We start from the raw sequence: 23,631 nt of genomic DNA, 5'->3' as shown, positions 1-23,631 counted from the left end.
TCTCCCGGAAAGGGCACCACCTCCATGGACACCATGCGTGACCGCTTCGCACCCGTCGTCTCCCGGCTGCTGGACGAGGACCCGCGGGTCGCGGTCGTCCTCGCCGAGATCGGCCTCGACGGCTTCCGGGACGCCGCGCGCCGGCATCCCGACCGGGTGATCAACGTCGGCATCCGCGAACAGCTGCTGATCGGGGCGGCGGCGGGGCTGGCGCTCACCGGGCTGCGGCCCGTCGTGCACACCTTCGCCAGCTTCCTCGTGGAGCGGCCCTTCGAGCAGGTCAAGCTGGACCTCGGGCACCAGGACACCGGCGCGGTACTGGTGAGCGCCGCCGCCTCCTTCGACTGGCCGGCCGGCGGCTTCACGCACATGGCGCCGGGCGACGTGGCCCTCCTGGACACGCTGGACGGCTGGACCGTACAGGTGCCCGGCCACCCGGACGAGGCCGAGACACTGCTGCGGCACGCGGTCGCTGCGGGCGACGACAAGGTGTACGTACGGCTGTCCGGGCAGGCCAACGGGCAGGGGCGAGCGGTCGACGGGCGGCACTTCCTCACCGTCCGCGAGGGCCGCTCGGGTGTCGTGATCGCCGTCGGACCGGTGCTGGACGCGGTCCTCGCCGCCACGGAGGGCCTGGACCTGACCGTGCTCTACGCCACGACCGTACGGCCGTTCGACGCGGCCGGGCTGCGCCGGGCGACGGAGGCCGCCGGCACGGACGTCGTGCTGGTCGAGCCGTACCTCGCGGGCACGTCCACGGCCGCGGTGAGCGAGGCGCTGTCGGACGTGCCGCACCGGGTACTCGGGCTCGGCGTCGGCCGCCGCGAGCTGCGCCGCTACGGCACGGTGGAGGAGCACGTGGCCGCGCACGGCCTGGACGCGGCGGGCCTGCGGGAGCGGATCGGCCACTTCGCGGGCACCGGCCGAATGCCGGCGGCGGCCCGGTGAACTCCCGCTCCCCTGGCGAGCGGACGCCGGGTGAGAGGGCTCTGGGTGAGTGGGGCCCGGTGTCAGCGGGCGCCCGGTATCAGCGAGCCCCGGTGTCAGCAGCAAGCGTCGGCGCATCGGCGCGGACCAGGTCGCGTATCGCCGGTACCGCCAGCAGCAGTGTCGCCACGGCCAGGCTCACGGCGGCGGCGGTCAGCAGGACGTGACCGGCGCCCAGTGCTCCGGCCGCCGGGCCGGCGAGGGCCTGGCCGACCGGCATCATGGCGAGCGAGCCGGCCACGTCGTAGGCGTGGATGCGGTTGAGGACGTCGGCCGGCACCTGCGTCTGCACGGTGGTCGCCCACATCACGCCCCAGAACGACATGCCCGCCCCGGCGAGCGCGGCCCCGGCCGCCATGGCCGGCACGCCGAGGCCCGCCCCGACGGCCGCCGGGAAGCCGAAGAAGGCGAACAGGGCGAGCGCGCCCGCGCGGAGCATACGGCGGGGGCGCAGCCGCAGGGCGAGCAGGCCGCCGATCACCGTGCCCGCGCCGAGGGCCGAGTTGAGCAGGCCGTAGGCGCCCGGGCCGTGGTGCCGGACGACCTCGGCCGCCACCAGCGGGACGGTCGGGCCCCAGACGGCGATCATGTACAGGCACCACACGGCGATCACGCCCCACAGCCAGGCGCGGGAGCGGAACTCCCGCCAGCCGTCGACGAGATCGGCCCGGAAGGCGCGCAGGGCGGAACCGGTGGCGGTCCGGGTGCCCGCGGGCAGCGGGGGCAGGCGCAGGAGCAGCAGGCACAGGGCGCTGAGCGCGTAGGTGGCCGCGTGCGCGGCGAAGACCCCGCCGGGCGAGGCGAGGCCGACCAGGACGCCGGCGGCGGCCGGGCCGGCGAGCTGGGCGGCGGACTCGGCGATCCGGATGGCGCCGTTCGCGCCCTGGACGTCCCGGGCGAGACGGGGCACCGTGCTGGCGACGCCCGGCTGGAAGACCGCGCCGGCCACGCCGTTGACGGCGCCGACGGCGCAGATCTGCCACAGCACCACGTGCCCGGTGAAGAAGAGGCCCGCGGCGAGGGACTGGGTGGCGAGCCGGACGAGGTCGGCGCCGATCATCAGCCCGCGGGTGCCGAACCGGTCGGCGACGACCCCGCCGAAGACGACCAGACCGGCGAACGCGGCGGCCGTGGAGGCCATGGCGAGACCGACCGCGCCCGCGCCGTACCCGTGGCGCAGCAGGCCCGCGGCCAGGGCGACGGGCAGCATGGTGTCGCCCAGGCGGGCGACGGCCCGGGCGGCGAAGAACAGCGCGAAGTCCCGCGACCACACGGCGGCCGGGGCACCGGCCGCGGCCTGCCGCGTCTGCCGGCCGGCGCTCTGGCGCCGCGCGTCCGTACCGGTCATCCCGTGTACTCCCCCTCGCCCGTCCCCGGCTCCCGGCCGGGCCGTCGGCTCGCTCCGTCGCGCGGGATCCTGCCAGTCCCCGGCCGCGCGCACCGGGATTTTCACCCCCTGGACGGCAGCCCCAACTCCGGGTGGCTGTCCAGGAGTCGGGTGGGGGCGGCCTGGCGCCAGGAGTCGGCCAGGATGTCCCGCAGCTCCTCCTCGTCCTCCAGGGCGGCCAGTCTCGCTCTCACCCAGGCGAACTGGGCCTCGTGGGCGGCGATCCAGAACTTCTCCGGTTCGGCCAGCACCAGTTCGTCGCGCTCGTCCTTGGGACAGCGCACGGCGAGGGACGTCTCGTCCTCGGGGAGGGTGGCGAACATCTTCCCGGCCACCCGGAACGTGGGCATGCTCCAGGCGACCTTCTCCGTGGTGTCCGGCAGGGACAGGGCGATTCGGCGTACGTCTTCTGCGTCCGGCATGCCACGCAAGGTAGCCCCTGCCACTGACAGTCACCCTCCGAGCCGCTTGTAGTACAGCGTCGTCGGTCGCAGGGCACCCGCCGGGCTCGCCGCGTAGTCGGGGATGGTGCCGGCCACGGTCCAGCCGGCCGAGCGGTACAGCCGCTCGGCGGGGCTGCCGGTCTCGGTGTCGAGGTGCAGCAGGGTACGGCCGGCAGCGGCGGCGGCCCGTTCGGCGGCGGTCAGCAGGCGGCGGCCGAGTCCCTGCCCCCGCGCGCCGCGGTGCACCATCAGTTTGACCAGTTCGGCGCGGTGCCCGCTGTTGGGCTTGGCCGGGAAGTCCAGGCCGACCGTGCCGGTCACCCGCTCCGTGTGGTCCACGGCCGCCCAGACCGCGCTTCGGCCCGCCCGCACGGCCTCGGCCCGCTCCCGCCACCAGCCGGCCGCGTCGGCGTGGCCGAGCGGTGCCAGGAAGCCGATGGAGGCGCCCGAATCGACGGCGTCGGTCAGCAGGTCCGCCAGGTCGCCGGCCCGGTCGCGGACCCGGTCGGCGTGCCAGCGCTCGATCCTCACGGCCGTACCACCGCCAGGACGTAACGCGCCGGGTCCGGGCCGGTGCAGCGGAAGCGGGCCGGGCCGGTCACGCGCATCCGCAGGCAGTCCCCGGCGCCGAGCCGGTGGACCTGTTCGCCGACGGTCACCTCCAGGGCGCCGTCCAGGAGCCAGAGGTGCTGTTCGAGGCCGGGCACGGGCGGCCGGTCGTAGCCGAGGTCCGCGCCCGGGGCGAGCCGGCCCTCGACCAGTTCGCCGCGCAGCCCGGTGTGCGGCGGGGACACGGACCGGCGGACGAAGCCGGCGGCGCGGTCCTCCCACACCCGCTGCTCGGCGGCCCGCACCACGGGCACCGGGGCCGCCTCGACCTCGCTGAGGAGCTGGGACATGGTGCGGCCGTAGACGTGGCAGAGCCGGTTCAGGACGGCGGCGGTGGGGCTGGTCTGCGCGCGTTCGGCGCGGGACAGCGTGGACCGGCTGACCCCGCTGCGCTCCGCCAGCTCGTCCAGGGACCAGCCGTGCTGGGCGCGCAGTTCGGCCAGCCGGACGCCGAGCAGGGCGTCGACGGCATCCTCGTCTCTCATATCCGGGACGCTAGCCCGGATATGAGACGCCGGTGTTACGGGAACCTCACGCCCCTCACGCCCGCGCCGCCTCGCCGAGCGTCTTCAGCACCGGGCGGATCAGCGGGTGTCCCTCGGCGCCGCGGCGGACGGCGGCGAAGACGCGGCGGGTCGGGGCGACCCCGTCGACGGGCCGTACGACCACGCCGGCGAGATCCATCCCGCACAGCGCGGAGCGCGGGACCAGGGCCACGCCCGCGTCGGCCGCGGCGAGCGCGACGACGGCCCGGAAGTCGTCGGAGGAGTGCTCCAGCCGGGGCTGGAAGCCGGCGCTCTCACAGGCCAGGACCACCACGTCGTGGCAGGGATTGCCGGGGTACGGGCCGATCCAGGGATCCTTGGCCAGTTCGGCGAGGGGCACCTCGGGCGCGTCCGCCAGCCGGTGGCCGAGCGGGACGACCGCGTCGAACGGCTCGGCGTAGAGCGGGACATGGGTCAGCCGGGGGTCGTCGGCGGGCGGGGCGCCCCGGTATTCGACGGCGACCGCCACGTCCACCAGCCGGTCCAGGACCATGGGCAGACTGGCGTCGCCCTCGGCGTCCTGCACCCGGATCCGTATGCCGGGCGCCACGGCGGCGAGGCGGGCCACCGCCGGTGCCACGACCTGGGCGATCCCGGTCGCGAACGCGGCCACGGTGACCGTGCCCGCCTCGCCCGAGCCGTAGGCGGCCAGCTCGGCCTCGGCGCGCTCCAGCTGCGCGAGGACCGCGTTGGTGTGGCTGAGCAGGATCTCACCGGCCGGGGTGAGCCGTACGCCCTTGGCGCCGCGCTCGACCAGGCGGTGGCCGGTCTCCTGTTCCAGCGCCGTCAGCTGCTGGGACACGGCGGACGGCGTGAGATAGAGCGCGGCGGCCGCCGCGGTGACCGTGCGGTGGTCGGCCACCGCACGGAGGATGTGGAGCCGCCGTGCCTCGATCATGATCTCGATTATCCCAGGTCACCGGGGACGGTCAGGCCGCCAGTGCGGCGCGCGCGGCGATGAAGGCGTCGACCGCGCGGTGCACGTCGGCCGTGGAGTGCGCGGCGGACAGCTGGACGCGGATGCGGGCCTGGCCCTGCGGGACCACCGGGTAGGAGAAGCCGATCACGTAGACCCCGCGCTCCAGCAGCAGCTCGGCCATCCGGGCCGCCTGCGCCGCGTCGCCGATCATGACGGGCGCGATGGCGTGGTCGCCGGGCAGCACGTCGAAGCCCTCGTCGGTCATCCGGCGGCGGAACAGCGCGGTGTTCTCCGCCAGTCGCACCCGCAGGTCGTCGGCGGACTCCAGCAGGTCGAGGACCTTCAGGGAGGCGGCGGCGATCACCGGGGCGAGGGTGTTGGAGAACAGGTACGGGCGGGAGCGCTGGCGCAGCAGGGCGACGATCTCGGCGCGGGCGGCGACATAGCCGCCGGACGCGCCGCCGAGGGCCTTGCCGAGGGTACCGGTGACGATGTCGACGCGGTCCATGACGCCGTGCAGTTCGGGGGTGCCGCGGCCGGTCGGGCCGACGAAGCCGACGGCGTGCGAGTCGTCGACCATGACCATCGCGTCGTAGCGGTCGGCGAGGTCGCAGATCTCGCGCAGCGGGGCGACGTAGCCGTCCATGGAGAAGACGCCGTCGGTGACGATCAGCCGGCGGCGCGCCCCGGACGCCTCCTTCAGCTTGGTCTCCAGGTCGGCCAGGTCGCGGTTGGCGTAACGGAAGCGGCGGGCCTTGGACAGCCGGATGCCGTCGATGATGGAGGCGTGGTTGAGGGCGTCGGAGATCACCGCGTCCTCCTCGCCGAGCAGGGTCTCGAAGACACCGCCGTTGGCGTCGAAGCAGGAGGAGTACAGGATCGTGTCCTCCTGGCCGAGGAACGCCGACAGCCGGGCCTCCAGCTCCTTGTGCACCTCCTGGGTGCCGCAGATGAAGCGGACGGAGGCCATGCCGTAGCCCCAGCGGTCCAGGGCCTGGTGCGCGGCGGCGATCACCTCGGGGTGGTCGGCGAGGCCGAGGTAGTTGTTGGCACAGAAGTTGAGGACCTCGCCGGGGCGGCCGCCGGCGGTGACGTTCACGGTCGCGGACTGCGGGCTGCCGATGACCCGCTCGGGCTTGTGCAGACCGGCGGCGCGGATCTCGTCGAGGGTGGTGCGCAGGTCGTCGCGTACGGTGTCGAACATAGGGGGGTTCTCCTGAAGATGCCGGCGGATGAGGGGGAGTTACACGGTCCAGTCGAGGATGACCTTGCCGCCCGTGCCGCTCGCGGCGTCGGCGAAGGCGGCCTCGAAGTCGCGGTAGCCGTACCGGCCGGTGATCACGGGGGCGAGGTCGAGGCCGCCCTCCAGCAGCACCGACATCGCGTACCAGGTCTCGAACATCTCGCGGCCGTAGATGCCCTTGATGGTGATCATCGAGGTGACGATCCGGGCCCAGTCGACCGGGAACTCCTCGGCGGGCAGCCCGAGCATGGCGATCCGGCCGCCGTGCGTCATGTTGGCGATCATGTCCCGCATCGCCTCGGGGCGGCCGGACATCTCCAGACCGACGTCGAAGCCCTCGCGCAGACCCAGCCGGCGCTGGCCGTCGGCGATGGTGGACTCGGCGACGTTCAGCGCGAGGCTCACCCCGGTCTTGCGGGCCAGTTCCAGGCGCTCCTTGCTGACGTCGGTGATGACGACGTTGCGGGCGCCCGCGTGCCGGGCCACGGCGGCGGCCATCAGACCGATCGGTCCGGCGCCGGTGATCAGCACGTCCTCGCCGACCAGCGGGAAGGACAGCGCGGTGTGCACGGCGTTGCCGAACGGGTCGAAGATCGCGGCCACGTCGAGGTCGACGGGGATCCGGTGCACCCAGACGTTGGCCGCGGGCAGCGCGACGTACTCGGCGAACGCGCCGTCGCGGCCGACGCCGAGGCCGACGGTGGCCCGGCACAGGTGGCGGCGGCCGGCCAGGCAGTTGCGGCACTTGCCGCACACCAGGTGGCCCTCGCCGCTGACCCGGTCGCCGACGCGGACCTCGGTCACGTCCCGGCCGGTCTCCACGACCTGTCCGACGAACTCGTGGCCGACCACGAGCGGCGTGCGGATGGCCTGCCGCGCCCACCCGTCCCAGGCCCGGATGTGCAGGTCGGTACCGCAGATCCCGGTCCGCATGACCTTGATGAGGACGTCACCGGGGCCGATGACCGGCTCCGGGACGTCCGTCAGCCAGAGTCCCGGCTCCGCCTTGTCCTTGACCAGCGCCTTCAACGCTACGGCTCCTGAGGGATGAGACCCGGGCACGCGGGCATGCCGACGGCGCCCGCACCGGGTCAGAGGGGTGGAATCACCCTGCAATCTGCCGTATGCGCGAGCCGGGGTCCATCGAGCTTTTCTTAACCGGCGCCTCAGCTTTCCTACAGGCCCCTCCGGGCAGCGTGCCGCCCGCCTCACAGGGGCAGGCCGTCCTCCGCGCCGCGTTCGAGGCGTACGACGAGGTCGGCGGCGAACGCCTTGATGGTCTCCAGGCCGGTCCGGCCCCAGGCACGGGGCGCTGTGTCGGCGGCACACACGGTGCCGAGCGCCATACCGGAGCCGTCGATGAGCGGCGCCCCGAGATAGGAGCGGATACCGAAGGCGTCGACGACCGGGTTGCCCGCGAACCGTGGATAGTCGCGGACGTCCTCCAGGACCAGTGCCTTGTGGCGCACCACCACATGGGGGCAGAACCCATGGTCGCGCGGCAGCACCCGGCCGATCGCGGCCCGGCTGCCGTCCTCGCGGACGACGGGCGCGAGGACGGGCGCGCTCAGGCCCGCGAAGAACTGGTGGTCCTCGCCGATGAAGTTGACCATGGCGTAGCGGGCGCCGGTGAGCTGGGCGAGACGGCCGGCGAAGGCGTCGAGCGCGGGGTCGGGCCGGTCCGCCACCAGGCCGAGCCGGCGCAGCCGGTGGACGCGGGCGGGTGCCTCCTTGTCCTCGGGCGTGAGCAGCAGACCGCGGACCGGCCGGGGCGGCTCGTAGCTCATGGCCGGACTCCGGCACTGTGGGTGTGCTTCATACAAGGGCTCCGTGAACGGTGGGGCGGGATCACATGCGGGCGCGCTGGCTGGGCACGGCCGCCGGGGTGCGGGCCAGAAGGTGGCGTACGAGGGTAAGCAGGGTCTGCACACCGGAGCTGGAGATCCGGGCGTCGCAGCGCACCACCGGGACCTCCGGGTCGAGGCCGATGGCGGCCCGCACCTCGTCGGGGTCGTAGCGGTGGGAGCCGTCGAACTCGTTGACGGCGATGACGAAGGCGAGCCCGCGCTCCTCGAAGAAGTCGACGGCCGCGAAGCACTCCTGGAGCCGCCGGGTGTCGGCGAGGACGACCGCGCCGAGCGCGCCTTCGGACAGCTCGTCCCACATGAACCAGAACCGCTCCTGTCCGGGCGTGCCGAACAGGTACAGCACGTGGTCGGCGTCGAGGGTGATCCGGCCGAAGTCCATGGCGACCGTGGTCTCCATCTTGTTCTCGACGCCGTCGAGGCTGTCCGTGCCGATGCTGACCGAGGTGAGCAGCTCCTCCGTGCTGAGCGGCGCGATCTCGCTGACCGCGCCGACGAAGGTCGTCTTGCCGACCCCGAACCCGCCCGCGACCAGAATCTTGAGCGCGGTCGGGAACGGGTCAGAGCTGTCGTCGTAGTCCATCGAGCACTGCCTCCAGCAGAGACCGGTCAGTGGGTGTGTGGTGGTAGGCGGGCGGCTTGGTAGTCAGCGCACCGCAGTCGACCAGGTCCGCGAGCAGCACCTTGGTGACCACCGCGGGCAGCTGGAGCTGGGCGGCCACCTCGGCGACCGGGACGGGCGCGCGGCACAGGCCGAGTGCCTGTGCGTGCTCGGGGCCGGGGTAGCCGAGCGGGGTGACGCCGGTGGCCAGCACCTGCGACATCAGGTCGAGGGCGATGCTGGGTCTGGTCCGGCCGTCGCTGACCGCGAACGGACGTACCAGCCGCCCGGCCGCGCCGTCCAGCCAGGGCCCGTCGCCGGCTGCGGCCACGCTCAAGGCCTCGTCGCCGCGGGGTCCGCGCTCAGCTGCCGGGGCGCGGTCACCAGGTACGGGCGCACGCTCTTGACCAGCATCGCCATCTCGTAGCCGAGCACCGCGGCGTCGGCGTCGCGGCCGGCCAGCACGGCCAGGCAGGTGCCGGAACCCGCGGTGGTGACGAAGAGCAGGGTCGCGTCGAGTTCGACGACGACCTGGCGGACCTCCCCGCCGTCGCCGAACCGGACGCCCGCGCTGCGGCCGAGCGAGTACAGGCCGCAGGCCAGCGCCGCCATGTGGTCGGCGCTGTCGAGGTCCAGGCCGTGCACGGACTTCACCAGCCCGTCGGAGGAGAGGAGTACCGCGCTGGAGGTGTGCGGTACGCGCTGCACGAGGCCGCTCAGCAGCCAGTCGAGGTCGGACGCGGGAACGGTCGGCGCTTCGCTCGCCATGGTGGATCGACTCCTTGGGGTACGAAGATCAGCGGGAGCGCTGGGGACGGGGGTACGGCGTGCGGGCGCGGGCGCGGGCGCCGGCGTGGTCATCCGGCGGGGGTGCTCCCCTCGGTGCGGCCGGCGCCCTGGCTGTCGTCCGGGGCGGGCGCGTGGACGCGGGTGCGGGGCAGGGGGGCCGGGAGCGGCGGTCGGTCCAGGGGGGCGTGGCCCGGGGGTGTGGGGTCCGGAGCCATGGGGAGCGGGGCCGTGTGGTCCCGGGGCGGAGGGAGGGGAGCCGTGTGGTCCCGGCCCGTGTGGGGAGCGGCCGTGTGGGCTGGAGCCATGTGGAGGGGAGCCATGTGGCCCGGGCCCAGATCGGGGGCGGCCGTGTGGGTCGGAGCCATATGGTCTGGGTCCATGTGGTCGGCGTCCATGGGGTCCACGTCCATATGGTCTGCGCCCATGTACCCGGAGGACTCGGCGTACGCGGACACGGCGTGCGCCTCCGTCTCCGTACCCGCCTCCGTGCTCCCCTCCCTGTCCGTGCCGATGGCCGTGTCCATGGCTGTGTCGATGGCCGTGTCCAGGCTCTGCTGGGCCTCCGCGAGTCCGATCCCGCGCCGGAAGGCGGCCATCAGACCGGGATCGTGGCCGACGGCGGAGTCGGTGTCCTGGCGGGGCGCCGGGCCGCCGCGGAGTTGGGGCACGATGTGCTCCTGTGCGCGCCGGCGGGGCAATTGGGGCTTGTCCATGGTGCCGCGCACCGGGTCGACGCGCGGGGTGGGCGGAACGCCCGTGTGCGCCTCCACCACCTGCCAGTCCTCGGCGCTGACACCGGGCACCGCATCGACGGGCGTGGGCCGCGCCTCCTGGGGGCCGCGTACGGGCAGCGGGGCCGGGGCGGCGCCGTGCTGTCCGTAGGTACCGCTCTCGATGCCGTGCCGCCCGGTCCCGCGCTGCGCGTGCCGCCGCCGCCCGGTGGCCGCACCCTGACCGGCCCCCGCCCCGGACTCCGCCGCGCTCCCGGCCCCGGACCCGGACCCGCCGCCGGCCACCGTGCCGCCCACAGGCCCGGCGCCATTCCCTCCGTCGTACACGGAGCCGTTCCCGGTCCGGCCGTCGTACACGGAGCCGTTCCCGGTCCGGCCGTCGTATGCGGAGCCGTTCGCCGTCCGGCCGTCGTACGCGGAGCCGTTCCCGGTGCTGCCAGCGGGCTCGGTGCCGGCCTCGGCTGCGGTTCCGGCGACCGCGCCCGGTACCGCGAGCGCGGGCCCCAACAGCGGCTGGGGGACGACGAGTACGGCCTGCACCCCGCCGTAGATGTTGGTCTGGAGCCGCACTTGGATACCGTGCCGGCGGGCGAGCTGGGAGACGACGTAGAGACCGATGCGGCCGTCCGCCAGCAGGCTGGCGACATTGACCTGGTCGGGGTCGGCGAGCACGGCGTTCATCCGGTCCTGCTCGGTGAGGGTCATGCCCAGCCCGCGGTCCTCGACCTCCACGGCGAGCCCGGAGGTGACGAGGCTGGCGCGCAGCAGCACCTGGGTGTGCGGGGCGGAGAACACCGTGGCGTTCTCGACGAGTTCGGCGAGCAGATGGATGACGTCGGCGACGGCGTGGCCGCGCAGTTCGCCGTCGACGGGCGGCACCAGCTTGACCCGGGAGTACTGCTCGACCTCGGCGATGGCGGAGCGCAGCACCTCGGTCATGCCGACCGGGTTGCTCCACTGCCGGCGGGAGACCGCGCCGCCGAGCACGGCGAGGTTCTCGGCGTGCCGCCGGATGCGGGTGGCCAGGTGGTCCACGTGGAACAGGCCCTTGAGCAGGTCGGGATCCTCGATGTCGCTCTCCAGGTCGTCGAGGATCGAGATTTCCCGGTGCACGAGGGACTGAAGGCGCCGCGCGAGGTTGACGAACACCTCCAGCTTCTGTTCGCTGCCCGTCCGGCTGGAGAGCTGGGCGGCCCGTACGACGGCGGTGACGGCGCCGTCGTGCGCGCGGGCCAGGTCGGCGGCGAGCAGGTCGAAGTCGTCGGCGTCCGCCGGGGGCGGGCGGCGGCGGCCACGCTGGGGCGGGGTCTCGCCCCGCCGGAGCGCGTCGACCAGGGCGCGCAGGTCGGCCTCGCCGTGTGCGGCGGTGCGCCGGAGCGCGTCGACGCGGGTGGTGACCGAGCGGGCGGCGCGGTCGGCGGCCACGGCGGCGATCAGGATGCCGACGGCGGCCACGCCGGCCGCCGCCGCGATCACGCCCCACAGCAGGGGGCTGGTGCGTGCGCCGGCGGAACGGATGCTGAACAGCACGGGGGCGCCGGCGCTGAGCGCCACCGCGAGTGGCGGCAGGACGGCGAGTCGCATCAGCTGTGGCCGTATGTGCGTCTCGGGCAGCGCGGGAGCGGGTCGGGCGCCCGGCCGCCCGTGCCGGCCGCCCTCGCGGCGGTCGGCGCGGGTGGCCGGTGCTCGGAGGTGAGACATCTGCGTCCTCGTACTGTCCGTCGGGCCTGGAGTCCTCGTGCGGTGTGCCGCGGGCACGCGTGGATGCGGGCAGGCGTCACCGATGCGCCGGACGGCGGGACCGGTGAACCGGCCGCGTCGCCCGACGGACACTCACAGTAGTCGTCCGCGCTTCCCGTGCGGTCGGCAGTCGGCAAAGTCCCCCGAGGAGCGTCCCGCTCTGGTATGAGGCGCCGTACGACAGTCCGATGACGCCTGCGCAGCGCGCGAACGGATCCGAACGCGACCGGTCCGACCTGGTCGTAAGCGGTCAGTACGGAGCGGCGGGCCGTACCCGGTGTCGTTCGCCGCCCGGGGCACCGGCAGACGGACAGACGCCGCCCTCCCGCTTCCGGTGCACCGCGGCGGCGGCCCGCGAGGCTTCCGGTCTCCGGTCTCTCTCCGGCAGGAAGCTCACAGAGTGTGATTGCCTTGGCCCTGGCTCGGCGGACGCGCGGCGCCGGGGCAACACGACGCGGCGCACGTACCCGGAAGGGGTACGTGCGCCGCGTGGAGGTACGAGGGCGGGCCGGGCCGCCGGGTCTCAGTTCACCGGGTGCCGGCTCCGCGCGCGGGCGGTTCCGCCACGAAGGCGCCGACCGAGCGCCAGGTGCGCCGGACCTCTCCCGAGACGCCCCGCCACCACGGCTCCGCCGGCAGCTTGCCGGCGGGTTCGAAGGGCTCGCCCGGGCGCGGCAGGGCCACCGCCTGGCCGACCTCCTCGGCGGCGTCCTTCGTCCACTCCCCCGGCTCGGCCCAGGGGTGCGGCGCGAGGTTGAAGGTGCCCCAGTGGATCGGCAGGAGCACGCCGTGCGGTGCGTCGCCCTGGAGGTCGAGGTGGGCGCGCAGGCCCTCCTCGGGGGTCATGTGGATGTCGGGCCAGAACTCGCTGTAGGCCCCGATCTGGATCATCGTGGCGTCGAACGGGCCGTGGCCGGCACCGATGTCCTTGAAACCGTCGAAGTAGCCGGTGTCGCCGCTGTGGTAGATCCGGTGTTCCTCGCCGGCGACGACCCAGGACGCCCAGAGGGTGTGCTGGGTGTTGCGCAGGCCCCGGCCGCAGAAGTGGCGGGCCGGGGTGGCGGTGAGGGTGAGGCCGCCGACCCGGGTGGACTCGTGCCAGTCCGGTTCCCGCAGCCGGTCCGGGGCCACGCCCCAGTGCTCCAGGTGGGCGCCGACGCCGAGCGGCACGGCGAACAGGGTGTCCGTGCCGGCCAGCGCCTTGATGGTGGGCAGGTCCAGGTGGTCGTAGTGGTCGTGGGAGATGACCACCACGTCGACCGGTCCGAGCGCGGCCAGCGGCAGCGGCACCGGGTGCAGGCGCTTGGGCCCGGCGAACGGGAACGGGGAGCAGCGCTCGCCCCAGACCGGGTCGAACAGGACCCGGTGGCCGTCGATCTCGGCGAGCACGCTGGAGTGGCCCATCCAGGTCAGCCGCAGTCCGGTGGCGGGCGGCTCGGCCAGGTCGGCGAAGGTGGTGGGGTGCACCGGGACGGTGCCCTGGGGGGCGCGCAGCGGCCGGGCGTCCTTGTCCAGGAACACCTTCGCCAGGTCGAGCGTGGAGCCGCTGGGGCGGGTCCGGGCGGGGCCGCCGGGGTTCTGGAAGACGCCGTCCTTGAAGTGCGGCGAGCGGCGGATGCGTGCCAGGCGGGCACCGCCCGGGTCCGCGCCGAACGCGGCGGGCCGCAGCGCGCGCAGCCCGGAGCCCGGAGAACGCAAGCCGGTCACGGTACCTCCCGGTGAAGTGGGTGAGGCCCCCTATTATGGTCGGCTCCTCCGACAACCCCTCCGGCGGCCCGGTCGCGGCGGGGCGTGCCCGGGGTCACGGGCACGCGGCGGACGGGAAAAGCCGGACAGGCCCTAGGGTGACGGCGTGGCCAGAGTGCGGTTGAGTGTGGCGGAGCGGCGTGAGGAGTTGCTGCGCGCCGCCATCGGGCAGATCGAGGCACGGGGCGTGGCGGCGGTCAGGATCGCCGACGTGGCCGCGACGCTCGGGGTGAGCAACGCGCTGGTGCTGTACCACTTCTCCACGAAGGAGCGGCTGGTCGCCGCCGCGTTCGCGTACGCGGCGGCGGACGATCTGGCCCGGCTGCGCGGGCTGCTGGGGCGGCGGACGACGGCGCTGCGCCGGCTGCGGGCGGCGGTGCGCTGGTACGCGCCGACCGGGCAGGCCAAGGGCTGGCGCCTGTGGATCGAGGGCTGGGCGGTGGCCCTGCGGGAGCCGGCGCTGCGGGAGGTCACCCGGGACCTGGACCGGCAGTGGAAGGCGGCGATCACGGAGGTCATCGAAGAGGGCGTGGCTGACGGGGAGTTCACGTGCGCGGACCCGGCCGGTACGGCGCTGCGGCTGACCGCGCTGCTGGACGGGCTCGCCGTGCAGCTCACGTCGTACCCGGGCGCGGTGCCTCGGTCCCGGGCCCGGGAGTGGGCGGACGACGCCCTCGCCCGCGAACTCGGCGTCGACCGCGCGGCGTTGACCGACCGCCGACGGTGAGCCGGGCCCCCGGCAGTAAGCCGGGGCACGGGAACCCACCCCCAGGCACGACAAGGCACGCCCGCGCCTTCGAACCGCTCCCGCGCCTCCGAACCGCCCCCGCGCCGCCCGGCCTTGAACCGCCCGGCCTTGAGCCGGACCCACAGCGGTGAGCGGGCACCCCACCGCACCGAGCCACCCGCGCGGGACACGGCCGGCAGACCGCGACCGTACGGACGGGGATCAGGCCACGGCGGAGATCCGCAGCTTGATGTCGTCCGGCGAGAGCGTGCCCTTGGCTGTCACGTGGTCGCCGGAGGACTCCCCGCGCAGCCGGCGCCCGATCCAGGGGACGAGGAACTCACGCGCCCACTGGACGTCGTCGCGGCGGACCTCCAGGGTGCCGCGGGGCGGCAGCGGCGGCCAGGGCTGCTCGGGGTCGGCCGGGACGTCCAGGCCGAGGACCTGTCCGGCGCGCAGCGCCACGCGCGTGTGCCCCTCGGGCGAGAGGTGCAGCCGGTCGCTGTCCCAGGCCCTGCGGTCCTGCACGGACTTCAGGGACCACAGGTCGAGTACGGGGCATCCGTACCGGTCGGCGATGGCGCGGACGTGCCCGTTGTAGGTGGCGATCTTGCCGCGCAGATGCTTGAGCACGGGCACGCCGCGGGTGTCGAAGCCGGTGGTCACCATGACCGTGCCGGCGACCGCGGTCAGCCGGGCCACGGCGCGTTCGAAGCGCTCGGCCACCTCGTCGGGGTCGGTGCCCGGGCGGATGATGTCGTTGCCGCCCGCGCAGAAGGACACGAGGTCCGGGGCGAGGGCGACGGCCTGCGGGAGCTGGTCGGCCACGATCTGGTCCAGCAGCTTCCCGCGCACGGCGAGGTTGGTGTACCGGAAGTCGCCCTCGGGACGCCGGTCGGCGAGCAGTACCGCGAACCGGTCGGCCCAGCCTACGAACGCCCCGTCGGGCCCGGGGTCGCCGACGCCCTCGGTGAAGCTGTCCCCCACCGCCACGTACGACCCGATCACTGATCTGCTGTCATTCTTCGAATCGTCTGCCACGTCGGACCATGATTCACCTTCCGATGTGACTTACGCGACCGTAGGCGGGGGTTGACGAGCGGTGAGATGAGCCACTCGTAAAGAGTTTGCAATGCAGGAATAAGGTTCTTCTCCCGATCGGGTCAGATACGGTGCAGCCGGATGACCGTCGCGTCCAAGTCGCCCTTGAGGTCCGTGCGCAGGCCGTGGTGCAGCAGCACCGCCCCCCGGTGCACTTCGCCTGTTTCGCGGCACGCGTACGACGCCGACGGGTCGAGTCCGCGCAGCCGCAGCGCCGGTACCGGCTCGCCGTAGCGCTGTGTCTGGAGCCAGGCGAGGACGACGCTCCGCCCGCCCCGGACGTACTGCACGGCGCTCAGGCCGCCCGTGGGAGGCCGCAGCCGGTACAGCTCGCCGTGCTGCACCAGGGGGCGGATCTCCTTGTACAGCTCCACCCACCGCCGGGCTTCGTCCCGTTCCCGCGCGCTCCACCGCGTCAGGTCGCCGCCGATCCCGAGCACGCCCGCCATGGCGCTGACGAACCGGAATCGCAGCGAGCTGACCCGCCCGTTCAGCTGGGTGTTGGGGCTGTCGGTGACCCAGGCGGCCATCACGCGCGCGGGATGGAGCTGGGTGAAGCCGTGCTGGATGGCGAGCCGGTCCAGCGGGTCGGTGTTGTCGGAGGTCCACACCTGGTCGGTGCGGCCGAGCACTCCGAGGTCGATCCGGCCGCCGCCGCCCGAGCAGGACTCGAAGGCGACCTGCGGGTGCGCGGCGCGCAGCCGGTCCAGCAGGGCGTACAGGGCGTGGACGTGGTCCGTCCACAGGCGCTGCGGATACGGCTCCCCGGGCCAGCCGGCGTCGGTGAAGCAGCGGTTGAAGTCCCACTTCACATAGTCGATCGGGGTGCTGGACAGCAGGGTGTCCAGCCGCTCCCACAGATGGTCCTGGACGTCCTGGCGCGCGAGGTTGAGCACGAGTTGGTGGCGCTGTCGCGTGCGCGTGCGTCCCGGCTGGTACTGCACCCAGTCCGGGTGCGCGCGGTACAGCTCGCTGTCCGGGTTGACCATCTCGGGCTCCACCCAGATGCCGAAGCGCATGCCGAGGCCGTGCACCAGGCCGGCGAGGGGTCCCAGGCCGTGCGGGAAGCGGTCGGGGCTGGGCGTCCAGTCGCCGAGGCCGGCGCGGTCGCTGGTGCGGGCGCCGAACCAGCCGTCGTCCACCACGAACAGCTCGACGCCGATCTCGGCGGCGCGGCGGGCGAGGGCGGCCTGCTGCTCCTCGGAGATGTCGAAGTGCGTCGCCTCCCAGGAGTTGAACAGCACCGGCCGGTCCCGTCCGGCGTCCGGGACGACGTGGGCGCGCTGGTAGGCGTGCCAGGTGCGGCTGGCACCGCCGTGGCCGCCGTCGCTCCACAGGCCCGCGAAGACCGGGGTGGTGTACGACTCGCCGGGTGCCAGGAGGCGCAGCCCCGAGTCGTCGTGGCCGGCGCCGCCGGTGATCTGTACGCGCGCGTCCGGGAGCTGGGCCACGGCGATGCGCCAGGAACCGGACCAGCCGAGCGCGCAGGCGTAGACCTCGCCGTGCTCCTCGGTGGCGTCGGTGTCGAGGGCGACCCAGGGCAGGTGCTGATGGCCGGTGTGGCCGCGGCGGCTGCCGATGACCTTCTCGCCGTAGGTGAGCGGGGTGGTGGTGAGCCGGGACTCGGCGGCCCAGCGGCCGTGCAGCTGGGACAGCCGCCAGCCCTCGCGCTCGGGCAGGGTCCAGGTGGCCGCGTCGGCGCGCAGCAGCTCCACGCGCGCGTGGCCGCCGTTCAGGACGGTCACCCGGCGTTCGACCACGTCGCCGCGCATCCGGTAGTGCAGCGTGACGGTCACGCCGTCGTCGTCGAAGCGCAGCCGCAGCCCGTCGTCCGCGCCGCCGTCCGCGGCGTACGACACGAAGCGCCACTCGGTGCCGCGCCGCTCCTCGGTGCGGACGGACAGGGCGGGGCGGACGAAGCGGGGCCCGCCTTCGACGGGATACTCCTCGCGGCCGTCGAGCGGGGACTCGAAGGGGCGGTGGCCGGGCAGCGGGCGCGCCGCGAGCGCCACGGCGTCGGCGAGCGCGATCCGCGGCCCCCAGTGCAGGTGGACCAGTTCGTCGGCGTCCGTGAGGTGCAGGGCGTAGCTGCTGCCGGGGCCCGACAGGAGCCAGGTGCGGCCGTCTTCGGCGATGTCCACCATCGAGACCTCACAGGTGTCAACAGATTCGCGCAGATCCCGACATCATCGAGGCCGGGCACCGGCCTGGCAATGCCTGTGGACAACTCGTTTCGCGGGGAAATGGATGCCGTATGGTCGACGCAGCCCCCGCCGACGAGCCATGACGGCGGGAACCGACCGGGAGGAGCCCCCGTGACGCAACAGGTCCCGTCGACCGAGCCTGAGCTGGCCGGAGTGCGCAATTTCCGTGATGTGGGCGGGCTGCCGACCGTGGACGGACGGCGGGTGCGCCACGGAGTGCTGTTCCGCAGCGGCCATCTCGCGCACGCGACCGAGGAGGACGCGGCCTTCCTCGCCTCCCTGCGGCTGCACACGATCTTCGACTTCCGCAACGCGGCCGACCAGAAGCTGGAGGGCCCGGACGTCGAGCTGCCCGGCGTGCGGAACGTGAACCTGCCGCTGAGCGACCCGGCGGACGGCGCCGAGTTCTGGAAGATGGTCCGCGACGGCGATCTGGACCAGTTGCGCGCGCTGCTCGACGACGGCAAGGGGGCGGCCCGGATGACCACCTCCTACCGGCAGATCGTCAAGGAGCGCACCGCCGAGCACTCCCGGGTGCTGCGCGCGCTGGCCGAGGACAGCGTCCCCGCGCTGATGCACTGCGCGGCCGGCAAGGACCGCGCGGGCGTCTCCATCGCCGTCACCCTCCTCGCCCTGGGCGTCGAGCGCGAGGCGATCGTCGCCGACTACCTGGAGTCCAACGCCAAGCACCGGCGCTACCGGGTGCGTCGCAGCGGCAGCGCGGACACGGCGTACACGCCCGAGGTAATGGACCTGCTCAGCCCGCTCTTCGACGCCCGCGCGGAGTATCTACAGGCGGCGTTCGCGAGCATCGAGGAGACCTGGGGCGACGTGGACGGCTATCTGGACCGGGGTCTCGGCGTCACGCCCGCGGTCCGCGAGCGGCTGCGCGACCGTCTGCTGGACTGACCCGGCCGGCCCGCGGCCCCGCCGGTCAGCTCTTGGCACCCACCGCGAACAGTAGGTAGAGGAAGGCCGCCAGGACGTGTCCGAGGGCGATGTAGATGATCAGCCGGATCCACAGGGACCGGGGGAACTTCTCTTCGAGGTCGCTCATGGCAGCTCTCCGCTCGACGGCCCCAGGCACAGCGTGGCCGTGGGGCTCTGCAGCAGGGTGTGGACGAACAGCAGCTCGACGCCGTCGTGGTCCTCGGCGGCGAGGCGGTGCGGGGTGAGCGAGTCGAAGTGCGCGCTGTCACCGGGGCCGAGCAGATGGGTGGTGTCGCCGAGCCGCAGCCGCAGGCGGCCGCCCAGGACGTAGAGCCACTCCTCGCCGGGGTGGACGCGCACGATGTCGCCCTGTGAGCCGTACGGCACCCGCACCCGCAGGGCCTGCATGCCGCGGCCGGACGCCCCGGCCTGGACGTACGTCCAGCCGCCGGCCCGGGTCGGTTCCATGTCGGCGGCGCGCACGATCGCGTCCCGGTCGGCGGCCGTCTCACCGAGCAGGTCGGAGACGGTCGTACCGTAGATACGGGCGAGCGCGAGGAGCATCGGCAGCGAGGGCTGCCGGTGCCCGGTCTCCAGCCGGGACAGATGGGCCGGGGAGAGGCCGGCGGCGCGGGCCGCCGCCTCCAGGGTCAGCCCGGCCCGCCGGCGCAGGGACCGCAGCTGCGGCGCGACGGCGGACAGGCCGCCGTCGGCGGCCGGCGGCGGCGCGGCGTCTGAGGCGTTCATGCCTCCATTGAGCCCCACGCTTGCCTCTCGGGCAATTTTCTTGCCTTAGAGGCAAACACCCGGGGTCTCGGCCGCCCGCCGCCGGTCCGCGCGCCCGGCGCCCCGGTCAGCGGTTGGCCACCGCCTGCTTGATCAGGGTCTTGCCGAAGTCCCACATCAGGCCACCGCCGCTGTGCGCGTCGTCCATCACCGCCGTGAAGGCGTCCACGAACCGGTCGACGTCGGCCTCGTCGACGACCAGCGGCGGAATGAGCTTGATCACTTCCAGGTGGTCGCCGGAGACCTGGGTGAGGATGCGGTGCTTCTGGAGCAGCGGTACGACGACCATCTGCGCGAACAGTCCCTTGCGGGCCGTCTGGAGCATGGTCCAGCGGGTGCGCAGTTTCAGCGAGGACGGCCGGCCGAACTCGATGCCGATCATGAGACCGCGGCCGCGCACGTCGGCGAGCAGTTCGTATGTGTCGATCAACGCGGTGAGCCGGGACTTCAGCAGCTCCCCCGTGGCGCGCACCTGGGCGACGATCTGGTCGTTCTCCATGACCGACAGCACGGCGAGGCCGCACGCCATCGCCTGCGCGTTGGCGCCGAAGCTGGCCGAGTGCACCAGCACGCGGTCCATGGACGAGTAGACCTTCTTGAAGATCCACTCCTTGCCGAGGGTGGCGCCGACCGGCACATAGCCGCCGGACAGCGCCTTCGCCACGCACACCAGGTCCGGCTCGACGCCGTCCTCGTGCTGGTAGGCGTAGAAGTCGCCGGTGCGGCCGAGGCCGGTCTGCACCTCGTCGGCGATGAGCAGCGCCTTGTGCCGGTGCAGCAGTTCCTGCGCGGCGCGCAGATAGCCGGGCGGTGCCTCGTGCACGCCCTTGCCCTGGATGGGTTCCACGATCAGGGCGGCCACGTCGCCCTTGCGCAGCTCGCGCTCCAGCGCGTCCAGATCACCGAGCGGGACGGCGGTGTCGGGCAGCAGCGGCGCGAAGCCGTCGCGGAAGCCGTTCTCGCCGTTGACCGACAGCGAGCCGGTGGTCAGACCGTGGAAGGCGTGGTCGCAGTAGAGGACGCGGGGCCTGCCGGTGGCGTAGCGGGCGAACTTCAGGGCCGTCTCGACCGCTTCGGTGCCGCTGTTGCCGAAGAACACCCGGTCCAGGTGCGGGCTGTGCGCGAGGAGCCGTTCGGCGAGCAGTCCGGGCAGCGGCTGGCAGTCGAAGCGGGTCAGGTCGGCGAGGTCCAGGTCCAGGACGTCGTGCAGCGCCTTGCGGACGACCGGGTGGTGGCGGCCGAGGCCCATCACACCGAACCCGGCGAGCATGTCCAGGTAGTCGTTGCCGTCCGCGTCGAAGAAGTGCGCTCCCTCGGCGCGCTCGTAGACCTTGTCGAAGCCGATGGTGTGCAGCATGCGCGGGAGCTGCGGGTTGAGGTGCTTGGCGTGCAGCTCGTAGCGTTCGGCTCCGCGCTCGGCGAGCAGGGCGCCGAGGTCGAACTCGGTGGTCATTCACTCTCCTTGACTGTGCCGTCGGCGTCCTTGACGGCCAGACTCGCGCTGATCCGCCCGGCGATCTCGACGGGCGTGAGACCGATGTCGGCCAGCACCTCGCCGCGCTTGGCGTGCGGGAGGAACTGCTCCGGGATGCCGAAGCGCCGTACCGGTACGTCCACGTCGGCGTCGCCGAGGGCCAGCGCCACGGCTGAACCGACGCCGCCGGCCCGGCTGTTGTCCTCCACCACGGCCACCAGCCGGTGACCGGAGGCGAGCGGGGGCAGTGCGGGGTCGACGGGCTTGACCCAGCGCGGGTCCACCACCGTGCAGCCGATCCCGCGGGCTTCCAGCAGTTCGGCGGCCTTCAGGCACACCGTGGCCATCACCCCGACGGCCACCAGCAGCACCTCGGGGCGCTCGGCGCGGTGCAGGACGTCCATGCCGCCCGCCCGGCCGACGGCCGGGACGCACGGGCCGGCGGTCTCCTTCGGGAACCGGATCAGGGTCGGCGCGTCGTCCACGGCGACGGCCTCGCGCAACTGGGCGCGCAACTGGTCTGCGTCGCGCGGCGCGGCGATCCGCAGGCCGGGGACGACCTGGAGGACGGACATGTCCCACATGCCGTTGTGGGAGGCGCCGTCGGTGCCGGTGACACCGGCCCGGTCCAGCACGAAGGTGACCCCGCAGCGGTGCAGCGCGACGTCCATCAGCACCTGGTCGAAGGCGCGGTTGAGGAAGGTGGCGTACACGGCGACGACCGGGTGCAGCCCGCCGGTGGCGAGGCCGGCCGCGGAGACGGCGGCGTGCTGCTCGGCGATGCCCACGTCCCACACCCGGTCCGGGAAGCGTGCGGCGAACGCGCCGAGGCCGACCGGGTGCAGCATGGCCGCCGTGATCGCGACGACGTCCTCGCGCTCCTCGCCGATCCGCACGATCTCCTCGCCGAACACCGAGGTCCAGGACGGTCCGCCGGGCGGGGCGAGCGGGGCACAGGTGAGCGGGTCCATCACGCCGACGCTGTGGAAGTGGTCCTCCTCGTGCGCGAGGGCGGGTTCGTAGCCGCGGCCCTTCTCGGTGAGGCAGTGGACCAGGACGGGTCCGTGGAAGCGTTTCGCGCGGCGCAGCGCCGACTCGACGGCCTTGATGTCGTGGCCGTCGATCGGGCCGAGGTACTTCAGGCCCAGGTCCTCGAACATGCCCTGCGGTGCGAAGGCGTCCTTGAAGCCCTTCTTCGCGCCGTGCAGGGACTCATACAGCGTGCCGCCGACGACCGGGGTCCGCTGGAGGACTTCCTTGCCCCAGGCGAGGACCTTCTCGTAGCCGTCGGTGGTGCGCAGGGTGGCCAGGTGGTTGGCGAGGCCGCCGATGGTGGGGGCGTAGGAGCGCTCGTTGTCGTTGACGACGATGATGAGCGGCCGGTCCCTGGCCGCCGCGATGTTGTTCAGCGCCTCCCAGGCCATCCCGCCGGTCAGCGCGCCGTCGCCGATGACGGCGACCACATGGCTCTGCTCCCCCCGCACCTCGCGGGCCTTGGCGAGGCCGTCGGCCCAGCCGAGCACCGTGGAGGCGTGGCTGTTCTCGATGACGTCGTGCTCGGACTCCTCGCGCGAGGGATAGCCGGACAGTCCGCCCTTGCCGCGCAGCTTGGAGAAGTCCTGGCGGCCGGTCAGCAGTTTGTGCACGTAGCTCTGGTGTCCGGTGTCCCACAGGATGCGGTCCGCCGGTGACTCGAAGACCCGGTGGAGCGCGATGGTGAGTTCCACCACGCCCAGGTTGGGCCCCAGGTGACCGCCGGTCCGCGACACCGCGTGCACCAGGAACTCGCGTATTTCTCCGGACAGTTCTCCGAGTTCCGTCTCGGCCAGCGCCTTCAGGTCGCGTGGTCCCCGGATGCTCTCCAGCATGGTCACTCTCGGGCCCCCTCTCGGTCCGTGCCTTGTCTCAACCCTCGTGGTCCGCCGGGTCCGTCCGCCCGGCCGGCTTCCCGGCCTCCTCGGTGAGAGTCTCCGCGATCTCGGACGGGCGCAGCCCGAGCGACTCCAGGATGCGGATGCCGACCTCGACCTCCTCGGCCGGCGGGGCGGAGAGGGAGACGCGGATGGTGTCGCCGATGCCCTGGCTCAGCAGCGCGCCGAAGGCGACCGCCGACTTGATGGTGCCCTGGAACGCCGGGCCGGCCTCGGTCACGCCGAGGTGCAGCGGGTAGTCGCACTGCCCGGCGAGCTGCCGGTACGCCTCGATCATGACGACCGGGTCGTTGTGCTTGACGGAGATCTTGATGTCCCGGAAGTCGTGCTCCTCGAAGAGTGACGCCTCCCAGAGCGCGGACTCCACCAGCGCCTCGGGCGTGGCCTTGCCGTACTTCTGCAGCAGCCGCCGGTCCAGAGAGCCGGCGTTGACGCCGATGCGGACCGGCGTGCCGTGGTCCTTGGCGGCGCGCGCGATCTGCTTCACCTGGTCGTCGAACTGCTTGATGTTGCCCGGGTTCACCCGCACCGCGGCGCAGCCGGCCTCGATGGCCGCGAACACGTACTTCGGCTGGAAGTGGATGTCCGCGATCACCGGGATCCGCGACTTGGCGGCGATGACCGCCAGGGCGTCCGCGTCGTCCTGCGTGGGGCAGGCGACGCGGACGATCTGGCAGCCGGAGACGCTGAGTTCCGCGATCTGCCGCAAGGTGGCGCCGATGTCGGACGTACGGGTCGTCGTCATCGACTGCACCGACACCGGGGCCCCGCCGCCGACCGCCACCGGCCCCACCCGGATCCCCCGCGACACCCGTCGCGGCGCCACCGGGCGGGCCGGCACCCCGGGGACGCCCGGGGGGACGGCGATCACCG

At 73.4% G+C, this 23,631-nt stretch carries 22 protein-coding genes and 1 pseudogene; 3 read left to right on the top strand and 20 right to left on the bottom strand.

Annotated features, from left to right (window positions below; genetic code table 11):
• Positions 1-24: 24 nt before the first annotated feature.
• The gene (locus tag ACH4OA_RS31360) at positions 25-948 is read left to right on the top strand and encodes a transketolase family protein (RefSeq protein WP_397948147.1); all 924 of its coding nucleotides are present in this window, start codon (positions 25-27) and stop codon (positions 946-948) included.
• A 79-nt stretch (positions 949-1,027) separates the two neighbouring features.
• Here the strand turns inward: ACH4OA_RS31360 and ACH4OA_RS31355 are convergent, their stop codons facing one another.
• The 13 genes from ACH4OA_RS31355 to ACH4OA_RS31295 all read right to left on the bottom strand — a co-directional run bounded on the left by ACH4OA_RS31355 (position 1,028) and on the right by ACH4OA_RS31295 (position 13,566).
• Positions 1,028-2,335, bottom strand: coding sequence for an MFS transporter (locus ACH4OA_RS31355; protein ID WP_397972690.1), 1,308 nt, complete (start codon positions 2,333-2,335; stop codon positions 1,028-1,030).
• Between the two features lie 101 nt (positions 2,336-2,436).
• A complete protein-coding gene (locus ACH4OA_RS31350; RefSeq protein WP_365941969.1) occupies positions 2,437-2,796 on the bottom strand; it encodes an MmcQ/YjbR family DNA-binding protein in 360 nt (119 codons plus the stop codon).
• 30 nt (positions 2,797-2,826) lie between these two features.
• Positions 2,827-3,342 (bottom strand): GNAT family N-acetyltransferase, encoded by a 516-nt coding sequence (locus ACH4OA_RS31345; protein WP_397972704.1) that lies wholly within the window; start codon positions 3,340-3,342, stop codon positions 2,827-2,829.
• A 2-nt stretch (positions 3,343-3,344) separates the two neighbouring features.
• Positions 3,345-3,911, bottom strand: a complete 567-nt coding sequence (locus tag ACH4OA_RS31340; RefSeq protein ID WP_397972688.1) for a helix-turn-helix domain-containing protein — start codon at positions 3,909-3,911, stop codon at positions 3,345-3,347.
• A 55-nt stretch (positions 3,912-3,966) separates the two neighbouring features.
• Positions 3,967-4,869, bottom strand: a complete 903-nt coding sequence (locus ACH4OA_RS31335; RefSeq protein ID WP_397972685.1) for a LysR family transcriptional regulator — start codon at positions 4,867-4,869, stop codon at positions 3,967-3,969.
• A gap of 31 nt (positions 4,870-4,900) precedes the next feature.
• A complete protein-coding gene (locus tag ACH4OA_RS31330; protein ID WP_365882377.1) occupies positions 4,901-6,094 on the bottom strand; it encodes a glycine C-acetyltransferase in 1,194 nt (397 codons plus the stop codon).
• Between the two features lie 39 nt (positions 6,095-6,133).
• Positions 6,134-7,162, bottom strand: coding sequence for an L-threonine 3-dehydrogenase (tdh, locus tag ACH4OA_RS31325; protein ID WP_397935526.1), 1,029 nt, complete (start codon positions 7,160-7,162; stop codon positions 6,134-6,136).
• A gap of 179 nt (positions 7,163-7,341) precedes the next feature.
• Complete coding sequence (locus ACH4OA_RS31320; RefSeq protein ID WP_397972682.1) at positions 7,342-7,920, bottom strand: GAF domain-containing protein; 579 nt, start codon at positions 7,918-7,920, stop codon at positions 7,342-7,344.
• Between the two features lie 61 nt (positions 7,921-7,981).
• On the bottom strand, positions 7,982-8,581 hold the full coding sequence (locus ACH4OA_RS31315; protein WP_397935529.1) for a GTP-binding protein: 600 nt from the start codon (positions 8,579-8,581) through the stop codon (positions 7,982-7,984).
• Positions 8,559-8,930, bottom strand: a complete 372-nt coding sequence (locus ACH4OA_RS31310) for a DUF742 domain-containing protein (RefSeq protein WP_397935530.1) — start codon at positions 8,928-8,930, stop codon at positions 8,559-8,561. Before ACH4OA_RS31310 ends, ACH4OA_RS31315 begins: the two co-directional genes overlap by 23 nt.
• Before the next feature lie 2 nt (positions 8,931-8,932).
• The gene (locus ACH4OA_RS31305) at positions 8,933-9,367 is read right to left on the bottom strand and encodes a roadblock/LC7 domain-containing protein (RefSeq protein WP_397935532.1); all 435 of its coding nucleotides are present in this window, start codon (positions 9,365-9,367) and stop codon (positions 8,933-8,935) included.
• 89 nt (positions 9,368-9,456) lie between these two features.
• Positions 9,457-11,820 (bottom strand): sensor histidine kinase, encoded by a 2,364-nt coding sequence (locus tag ACH4OA_RS31300; protein WP_397972679.1) that lies wholly within the window; start codon positions 11,818-11,820, stop codon positions 9,457-9,459.
• 567 nt (positions 11,821-12,387) lie between these two features.
• Positions 12,388-13,566 carry an MBL fold metallo-hydrolase gene (locus ACH4OA_RS31295; protein WP_397972676.1) on the bottom strand — a complete coding sequence of 393 codons (1,179 nt, stop codon included), beginning with the start codon at positions 13,564-13,566 and terminating at the stop codon, positions 12,388-12,390.
• Positions 13,567-13,711: 145 nt separating this feature from the next.
• Here ACH4OA_RS31295 and ACH4OA_RS31290 point away from each other — a divergent pair, with 145 nt between their 5' ends.
• Positions 13,712-14,332, top strand: coding sequence for a TetR family transcriptional regulator C-terminal domain-containing protein (locus ACH4OA_RS31290; RefSeq protein WP_397935537.1), 621 nt, complete (start codon positions 13,712-13,714; stop codon positions 14,330-14,332).
• A gap of 222 nt (positions 14,333-14,554) precedes the next feature.
• Here ACH4OA_RS31290 and ACH4OA_RS31285 read toward each other — a convergent pair whose 3' ends face one another.
• Together ACH4OA_RS31285 and ACH4OA_RS31280 are read right to left on the bottom strand one after the other, a co-directional pair.
• Positions 14,555-15,340, bottom strand: a complete 786-nt coding sequence (locus ACH4OA_RS31285) for an SGNH/GDSL hydrolase family protein (RefSeq protein ID WP_365881095.1) — start codon at positions 15,338-15,340, stop codon at positions 14,555-14,557.
• Positions 15,341-15,495: 155 nt separating this feature from the next.
• Positions 15,496-17,577 (bottom strand): alpha-galactosidase, encoded by a 2,082-nt coding sequence (locus ACH4OA_RS31280; protein WP_397972673.1) that lies wholly within the window; start codon positions 17,575-17,577, stop codon positions 15,496-15,498.
• A gap of 171 nt (positions 17,578-17,748) precedes the next feature.
• On the opposite strand from ACH4OA_RS31280, the gene ACH4OA_RS31275 reads away from it, so the two are divergent.
• On the top strand, positions 17,749-18,546 hold the full coding sequence (locus tag ACH4OA_RS31275; RefSeq protein WP_397972670.1) for a tyrosine-protein phosphatase: 798 nt from the start codon (positions 17,749-17,751) through the stop codon (positions 18,544-18,546).
• 25 nt (positions 18,547-18,571) lie between these two features.
• On the opposite strand, the gene ACH4OA_RS31270 is transcribed toward ACH4OA_RS31275, so the two are convergent.
• From ACH4OA_RS31270 to ispG, 5 genes and pseudogenes are all read right to left on the bottom strand, one after another.
• Complete coding sequence (locus tag ACH4OA_RS31270; RefSeq protein ID WP_397935540.1) at positions 18,572-18,694, bottom strand: DUF6126 family protein; 123 nt, start codon at positions 18,692-18,694, stop codon at positions 18,572-18,574.
• Entirely contained in the window at positions 18,691-19,314 is a 624-nt protein-coding gene (locus tag ACH4OA_RS31265; protein ID WP_397935541.1) for a helix-turn-helix domain-containing protein, read from the bottom strand. The genes ACH4OA_RS31270 and ACH4OA_RS31265 overlap by 4 nt, the downstream gene beginning before the upstream one ends.
• Before the next feature lie 106 nt (positions 19,315-19,420).
• On the bottom strand, positions 19,421-20,806 hold the full coding sequence (locus ACH4OA_RS31260; RefSeq protein ID WP_397935542.1) for an aspartate aminotransferase family protein: 1,386 nt from the start codon (positions 20,804-20,806) through the stop codon (positions 19,421-19,423).
• Positions 20,803-22,701, bottom strand: coding sequence for a 1-deoxy-D-xylulose-5-phosphate synthase (gene dxs / locus ACH4OA_RS31255; RefSeq protein ID WP_397935544.1), 1,899 nt, complete (start codon positions 22,699-22,701; stop codon positions 20,803-20,805). The genes ACH4OA_RS31260 and dxs overlap by 4 nt, the downstream gene beginning before the upstream one ends.
• A gap of 112 nt (positions 22,702-22,813) precedes the next feature.
• Positions 22,814-23,629: pseudogene (gene ispG / locus ACH4OA_RS31250) on the bottom strand (flavodoxin-dependent (E)-4-hydroxy-3-methylbut-2-enyl-diphosphate synthase); the annotation flags it as partial.
• Positions 23,630-23,631: the final 2 nt, after the last annotated feature.

This window comes from Streptomyces sp. NPDC017095, from assembly GCF_044332325.1.
GTDB lineage: Bacteria > Actinomycetota > Actinomycetes > Streptomycetales > Streptomycetaceae > Streptomyces.
Note: the sequence above shows the minus strand (reverse complement) of the source record. Positions and strands in the feature narration are given on the sequence as shown.